This is a genomic window from Streptococcus sp. HMSC066F01 (assembly GCF_001837335.1).
GTDB lineage: Bacteria > Bacillota > Bacilli > Lactobacillales > Streptococcaceae > Streptococcus > Streptococcus oralis_S.
This window is the reverse complement of sequence record NZ_KV832119.1, coordinates 47,805-55,171: the sequence shown is the minus strand read 5'-3', so window position 1 is coordinate 55,171 and position 7,367 is coordinate 47,805. Positions and strand designations below refer to the sequence as shown.

Here is a 7,367-nt window from a genome sequence, read left to right as displayed (position 1 = left end):
CGGCTAGCTTCCTAGTTTGCTCTTTGATTTCCATTGAGTATAAACTTCTTTTCAAAAAAAGGACAGGAAGCCCTCTAATCAAGAGTTTCCCCATCCTATCTTCTATTCTTTATTTTGCTTCTACACGGACACCTTGGGTATCAACTTTCAAGTCATGCAGTTTTCCTTTGAAAGACTGCTTTTGCAATTCTGCCTTAATCGCCGGCATCTTGTCGTGAGAAGCCAGAACCATAACTGTCGGCCCTGCTCCAGAGAGGTAGGTCGCATAGGCACCATTCTCTTTAGCTACTTGCTTAATCGTCGCAAATTCACGGACCAGACTTTGACGATAACGCTCGTGGAAGAGGTCCCCCTCGATTGCTTGACCAGCTGTCACCATATCTCCTGCTAACAAGGCTGCAACGGCCACATTGGCGATCGAACTAGCTGAAACAGCTTCCTTGTAGGACAATTTCTTAGGAAGGACACCACGGCTGTCTCGGGTACGCAATTCATAGTTGGGAATATAAGCTAGAAAATCACACTCTGGGAAGTCAGCCACAATCGCTGAAACATTTCCTTCAACAGAGCTCGCAACAACAAGATTTCCATAGATGGCTGGAGCTACATTGTCAGGATGTCCTTCAATCTTGGTCGCCAGTTGCAATTTATCGTGGTTAGATAAGTTGAGCTTGCCCAGCTGGTTGGCCAGTTCAATCCCAGCAACTATAACAGAGCTAGAAGAGCCCAAACCACGCGCCAAGGGAACATCACTAGTCATTTTCAAGCGTCTCGGTTGCAAGTCAGGCGCAATTTGCAAGGCAATCTTAAGCAAGAGATTACGCTCGTCATGGGGAATCCATTTGCCAATCTGGTGTTCAATCAACCACTCATCCCGTTCTTCACAGACCTCAATTTGAAGATACTTGGTAACAGCTACACCGACCGAGTCAAAACCTGGCCCGATATTGGCACTGGTTGCAGGTACAATAATCTTCATCCTATTCTCCTAACACCTTGAAGGTATTCAAGAGGTCAAATTCTGAAGCTTTGGCCAACTCAGCTGAAACATTCTCAAGTTGTGCTTTATTAATCTTATGAGTGATAATCACTACACGCGCCTTGTCACCCTCTTTGCCATCTTGGAGGATTTGCTTGAAGGAAATATCTTGAGCGTTGAAAATCTCAGCCAATTTCAAGACCTGACCTTTTGAGTCTGGTGCCAAGATTGAGAAATAGTAATTAGCTTTGACATCTTCTGGATTTGCCAAGACAAGTTCACGGCTATATTCGTTGAAGCCTTTACCAATAGTGCCATCATTCAAGCGACGAACGATACGGACAATATCCGCTACAACACTTGTTGCAGTTGGTTTTTGACCCGCACCTGGTCCGTAGTACATAGACTCACCGATACCGATAGATTCTACAAAGACTGCGTTCATTACGCCATTTACACTGGCAAGTGGATGTGCTTTAGGTAGGAAGGTTGGGGTAACTTCTGCAGCAATACCTGAAGAAGTTTCTTCGATAGAACCAACCAATTTCACTACATAGCCCAGGTCTTGGGCTACAGCTACGTCTTCTGGTGTGATGTTACGGATTCCCTTGTGGGCTACATCGGCAAATGCAACCTTCATCCCAAAGGCAAATTGACTTAAAATGACCATCTTGTAGGCTGCATCAATCCCATCAACGTCATTTGTAGGATCACTTTCTGCAAAACCAAGTCTTTGCGCTTCAGCCAAAGCATCATCATAAGACCAGCCTTCTTCCACCATCTTGGTCATCATGAAGTTAGAAGTTCCGTTAACGACACCAAGAACGCGCGTGATTTTATCAGAAGCCAATGAATTTGCTAGAGTGCGAAGAATTGGAATCCCACCAGCTACTGCTGCTTCATAGTAAAGTGCTACATTATGCTCTTTAGCGATTTCTAGCAATTCTGCACCATGAACAGCCAAAAGGTCCTTGTTAGCAGTAACAACGTGTTTCCCAGCTTCTAAGGCACGAGTGATAAAGGTCTTAGCTGGTTCGATACGCCCCATCAATTCCACTACGATAGTAATGTCCTTGTCTGCTAAAATATCATCTACATTGGTTACAAAGTTAAAATCATTTCCTGCTGCAAGCAAGCGGTTCTTTTCATCTTCATCCTTGACCAATACCTTTGCTACTTCAATCTCAGAATGAGCTGACTGAACGATTTTTTCTCCATTTTCCTTTAGTAGGAATGGCACACCACTTGCAACGGTACCAAATCCAAATAAAGCAATTTTAACTGTCATGTTTGTCTCCTAGAAATTTTCTGATATAGCCATTATAACAGAATTTTGTGAAAATTCCTATTATAGTAAATCACTATTTCAGTCTGATAAAGAAAAAACGAATCCCATGATTCGTCTTTCTTGATAAATGAAAATTGATTTTAAAAATTATGAACGAATCTTTTGCAGACCGAGAACTGCATCGTGATTGATCAAGATTTGCCCATACTCTTGCAAGACTGAACGACTGATATCACTGTCGTCTGCAAACTCACGCATACGAGCCAAGAGCCAGGCTGGATATGGACTTGGATGATTTTCTACATCGACTAAGATTGTCAAATAATAGTGTCCATTCATCTTATAGAGTTCAGAGGTTTCCATCTGGTAGTTAACCGTCTTTGCAAAAGAAACTAAGTCAGCAAGGCTTGCAAAGCGCAGGATATAGTATATATAAGGTTCTTTCTTACTCTCAGTCTCCTTGTCTGCCTGCTCTTGCTCTTCTTCCTTTGCTTCGACCTGCTCTAGAGATTGGATGGCCTCAATATCGTCCTTGGTTTTATCTGCAATACTCTTTTCCAAGGTTTTGAGAAATTCATCCGGCGACATTTGGGCTAATTCTTCCATGTCTGGTAGATCCGCCAAATCTTCAAAATCCAAATTTTGGTCAATCTTGGACTTGGTCACAAAGACGTCGACCTTATCAGGTTTTGGCGTCACGCGGAAACTCAGCATGCCACTATCCAAGAAATTGTCTGGCATCTCTAACTCATCTAAAATCGCATAGAAAAACTCTTCGGTTTTTTCCTGAGGAACGAGAAAGTCTGCAATCTCCATTCCCCGATCCATCAAATCATCTAAAGTCATCGTGATTTTCAGTGTTGTATCACTGATTTGTTTCATCTTCATATCTAGTAACCTCATACTTTCAGTCTATCTATTATACTAGATTTTTACGATTTTATCAAAAGAATGAAGCGAGAATGTGATATAATACTAGATATGATTTTAGATTTAAGAAAGAAAGTTCAATGAAAAATATAAAAGTAAATGCCTTGGCCAGCTTGCTGGTCAATATTCTCAATATCGTTTTTCCACTGATAACCAATCCTTATCTGACGCGGATTCTCAGCAAATCCAACTACGGTTATTTCAATACAGCCAATACCTGGGCAAGTTTCGTTATTCCACTAGCTGCCTTTGGAATATACAACTACGGGATTCGAGCTATCAGTAAGGTCAAGGATGACAAGAATAAAATCAACTACGTCTTTTCTAAGTTGTTTTATATATCGGTTTTCACCTCTCTCCTGACCACTGGTATCTACTTCCTCATTATCTTCTTTGACACCAGCATTGAGAATCTGAAAGTCCTCTACTACATCCTAGGGGCCCAAGCACTCTTCCAATTTCTCAATATCGAATGGATGAACGAGGCTTATGAAAATTATGCCTTCATCCTCTACAAAACGTTAATTATTCGAATTACCATGCTGGTCGCTATCTTCGCCTTTGTTAAAACGGCAGATGATATTGTTCCTTATGCTATCGTTATGACAGCGACCACTGTCCTCAACTACCTGCTCAGTTTTCTTTGGATCAAGAGAGAAGTTTCTTTTGTTAAGATCGGTTTCGTCGAATTAGCTAAAGCTTCTAAACCGCTCTTCACTATGCTTCTCTTAGCAAACGCTAATATGCTTTATACCTTGCTAGATAGAATGTTTATCACCAAGGGACCGGATGAGAACTATATTTCCTACTATACAATTGCCTATAGTATCGTCATGCTGATTGCCAGTGTCTTGAGTGGAGCTATCAACGTCAGTATTCCACGCCTCGGCTACTATCTTGGTAAAAAAGATTACAAGTCTTATAATTATCTCGTGAACCAAGCGGCATCCTTATTCTATTTCCTTATGGTTCCAACTAGTATCGGGATTATGATATTGGGACGGTACGCAACTGTTATTTATTCTTCTGAAAAATATCTTGAAGCGGGTATCGTAACCAGCGTCTTCGCTTTTCGTACCATCATTTGGGCTATTGAGTTGATTCTTGGTAAACAGATTATCTTTATCAACGATCATGAAAATCGCTTAACTGCCTTCTACTTCCTTGGTGGTGGTGCCAATATCCTATTAAATAGCATCTTGTATTTCAATAATATTTTTGCACCTGAGTATTACATCGCTACGACCATTATCGCAGAAACTATCGTCGTTTTTCTTGAAATTCATTTTATCAAGAAACACCAACTGATTAGTTTAAAAGAAATTTTTATAACCTTAACACGTTATAGCATTATATCCCTTGGTTTTATCCCAATCTTCTATATTTTCAAGATGATTTTCCAAATCAATTCTTACACAGTAAACTTCAATATGATTCTCATGGTTCTGTCTACCGTAGCAACTTGTGGTATCTATTACCTCTTGACCCTCTTTATTACCAAAGACAAAACACTCCACTATGCACTGAACCTTGTACTTGCTAAATTAAAACGAAATTAAAAAAATCCCCTACTGATAAATTAGTTGCCAGTAGGGGATTTCTTCTTTATTCGTTTTCTTTCTTATCAGAAGCGTTGGCTTCTAGATTTGAATCTTGTTTAGGTTGTTCAACAATAGAGGAATTAGCTTCTTGTTTCTGTTCTGGCTTGACTGCCTCGCTATTTACAGCAGCAACAGCCTGTTTCCAGATACCTTCTTCGTTTACTTTGTAACCATCAGGTGTTGTTGCGTTCTTCAACAAAGAACCATCAGCTTGGAAATAGTACCAATTACCATCAAGCTGTTTCCAACCTGTCTGCATAGCTCCTGATTCATCAAAGTAATAATGATCACCATTTACTTTATGAAGGCCAACCAACATGATGCCATCTTCAGGATTTAGATAATACCAGACACCTTTGTCTTTTATCCAACCAGTTTTCATGGCTCCATTTGATTCAAAGTAACGGTAATGATTATCAAACCATTTCCAGCCAGTTTGCATGGCTCCAGATTTGCTAAAGTAATATTGCTTACCATCTACTTGATGGAGGCCGACTAACATATCGCCTTCCTTACCTTCAAGATAATACCAGACATCACCATCTTTCAACCAACCAGTTTGGAGTGCGCCAGACGTAGCGTAATAATGCCAAGAATCATTTGACCACTGCCATCCAACTTGCATAGTCCCTGCAGAGCTGAAGAAATAGTTCTTACCGTCAACCTCTTTAGATCCTACAGCCATGATACCAGTTTCTGGATCCAAATAATACCATGATTCTTTATCTTTCAACCAACCAGTTTTCATAGCACCTGAGTTCGTATAGAAGTACCAGCTATTGTCTTGCCACTTCCAGCCAGTCTGCATGGCACCACTAGCATTCAAATAGTAACGAACACCATTTACATCTTGTCTACCAGTTAGCATGATGCCATCTTTATCCAGATAATACCATGTTTCCTGATCCTTGACCCAGCCGGTTTTCATAGCTCCAGAACTTGCAAAATAGTTCCAGTGACCATCAACAAAGGTCCAGCCAGTTTGCATGATACCTTCTTGATTAAAGTAGTATGTGCTTCCATTGATATTCTTTTTACCAACGGTCTTTAGCCCATACTCATCATAGAAATACCAATCTGAATCAATCTTTTGCCATGTTGAAGGCTTACCTGCTGTTTGGAGTGCACCACTTTCGCTAAAGAACATCTTCTTGCCATTATAAACTTGGTGTCCTGTTAGCATCTTCCCATCTGCCGCAAAGAGATACTTTTTCCCTCCAATTTCAGAGAGCTCGCTAAATCGTCTAGCACCATTTGATTGGATATAATACCAAGAGTCATCTAGTTTGAACCAACCACCAGTTTGCATTTTACCATTTTGGTTCAGATAGTAATCATTCCCTTTGGCATTTTCTCCCCAGTCGTCGTTAAGGTGAAGCCAGCGACCTGCTTGCATTTGTCCTTTTCCATTAAAGAAATAAGTGGCTCCGCCAATCTCTCTCCAGCCGATAGCCATTTCTCCGTCAGTCAAACGATATTTCCAATAACCATCTTCTTGATACCATTTTTCGTCAACTACAGGGATATCAGGGAAGGTATTTGAAACATTAGCAAATCCTTTATCGCTAATATCAAAAACGGTAGCATCTTGAGTTTGGCTCGCAGCATGAAGAACCTGAATATTTTTCTTCTGAAGGTATTCTCTGGTTGAAGCAACATTAATATCTCCACCAGTTGTCTGAATAATCATTTTTGGTGATAAGTTTTCTAGGAAATTAATCGTATTTGAAATTGTCGCATCATAATGGTGGTTCCATTTCATCATATCAACCTTGCCGATAACTGGACCTAACTTATCTTCTGCTCCCTCGGCATTATCCAAATCTCCACCAAGATAGATTCTCTTTCCTGCCACAGTCACTACTGAAACGATGGAGTTGGAGTTATCATCTCGAACTTTTTTCAGATTCCCGTCAGCATCATATTCATTCTTATAGTTGTAGAGTTGGATATCCATATCACCTAATTTTAGATGGCTATCCTCATCTGAAATATTCTGGATAAGAGTAACTCCTCGTTTTTGAGCTGCTCTCAAAGCATTATCATAATTGAAAAGATTATCCCATAGTCCCCAGTTTGCTGTGATCCGATCATCTGAATATTTTTTCAAATAAAACTTACCGACCTGATATCGATTGAGTATTTCGTCCGCTCCACCAATATGGTCACTATGAACATGAGTTCCTATAATAAAATCTAATTTTTTTACACCTATTTGATCCAAGTGGCGAATCAATCGATCCTCCAATACTTGATAATTTCTCATGGAAATTCCCCAGCGGCTTGGATAGCGTGGGTCACTCCCATCAGGAAAATCATAGTCTTCTCCCATATCAATCAAAGCATAGTGACCATTGCTTTCCAGAAGGATGGCATCACTCCCAGATTTTGCTTTAGTATTTATGAAATGGATACGATTGCCCGAACCTGCAGAGATGGTATCTGCATCTACTCCTTGCGATAACTGAATCAGTAATAGAAAGAATGCGAGAACACTATAGCTGACTGATTTTAATAACCATTTATTTTTCACCTTGAAAACTCCTTTATCTTAACATTAAGCAACTTT

Annotated in this window: 5 protein-coding genes; 1 reads left to right on the top strand and 4 read right to left on the bottom strand. The window is 40.2% G+C overall.

The features are described from left to right. Nucleotides 1-109: 109 nt before the first annotated feature. The 3 genes from thrB to mecA all read right to left on the bottom strand — a co-directional run bounded on the left by thrB (nucleotide 110) and on the right by mecA (nucleotide 3,155). Nucleotides 110-979, bottom strand: a complete 870-nt coding sequence (thrB, locus tag HMPREF2655_RS07460) for a homoserine kinase (protein WP_070838394.1) — start codon at nucleotides 977-979, stop codon at nucleotides 110-112. A gap of 1 nt (nucleotide 980) precedes the next feature. Further along, entirely contained in the window at nucleotides 981-2,267 is a 1,287-nt protein-coding gene (locus tag HMPREF2655_RS07455; protein WP_070838392.1) for a homoserine dehydrogenase, read from the bottom strand. Nucleotides 2,268-2,414: 147 nt separating this feature from the next. Continuing rightward, nucleotides 2,415-3,155: an adaptor protein MecA gene (gene mecA, locus HMPREF2655_RS07450; protein WP_000782705.1), complete on the bottom strand. Its 741-nt coding sequence runs from the start codon at nucleotides 3,153-3,155 to the stop codon at nucleotides 2,415-2,417. 122 nt (nucleotides 3,156-3,277) lie between these two features. Between mecA and HMPREF2655_RS07445 the strand changes: the two genes are divergently transcribed. Beyond that, nucleotides 3,278-4,756, top strand: a complete 1,479-nt coding sequence (locus tag HMPREF2655_RS07445; RefSeq protein ID WP_000789710.1) for an oligosaccharide flippase family protein — start codon at nucleotides 3,278-3,280, stop codon at nucleotides 4,754-4,756. 46 nt (nucleotides 4,757-4,802) lie between these two features. On the opposite strand, the gene HMPREF2655_RS07440 is transcribed toward HMPREF2655_RS07445, so the two are convergent. Further along, the gene (locus HMPREF2655_RS07440; RefSeq protein WP_000792509.1) at nucleotides 4,803-7,331 is read right to left on the bottom strand and encodes an MBL fold metallo-hydrolase; all 2,529 of its coding nucleotides are present in this window, start codon (nucleotides 7,329-7,331) and stop codon (nucleotides 4,803-4,805) included. Nucleotides 7,332-7,367 lie beyond the last annotated feature (36 nt).

Coding starts and splice junctions, on each gene's coding strand:
- HMPREF2655_RS07445 (WP_000789710.1), top strand. CDS start 3,278: ATGAAAAATATAAAAGTAAATGCCTTGGCCAGCTTGCTGGTCAATATT.
- thrB (WP_070838394.1), bottom strand. CDS start 979: ATGAAGATTATTGTACCTGCAACCAGTGCCAATATCGGGCCAGGTTTT.
- HMPREF2655_RS07455 (WP_070838392.1), bottom strand. CDS start 2,267: ATGACAGTTAAAATTGCTTTATTTGGATTTGGTACCGTTGCAAGTGGT.
- mecA (WP_000782705.1), bottom strand. CDS start 3,155: ATGAAGATGAAACAAATCAGTGATACAACACTGAAAATCACGATGACT.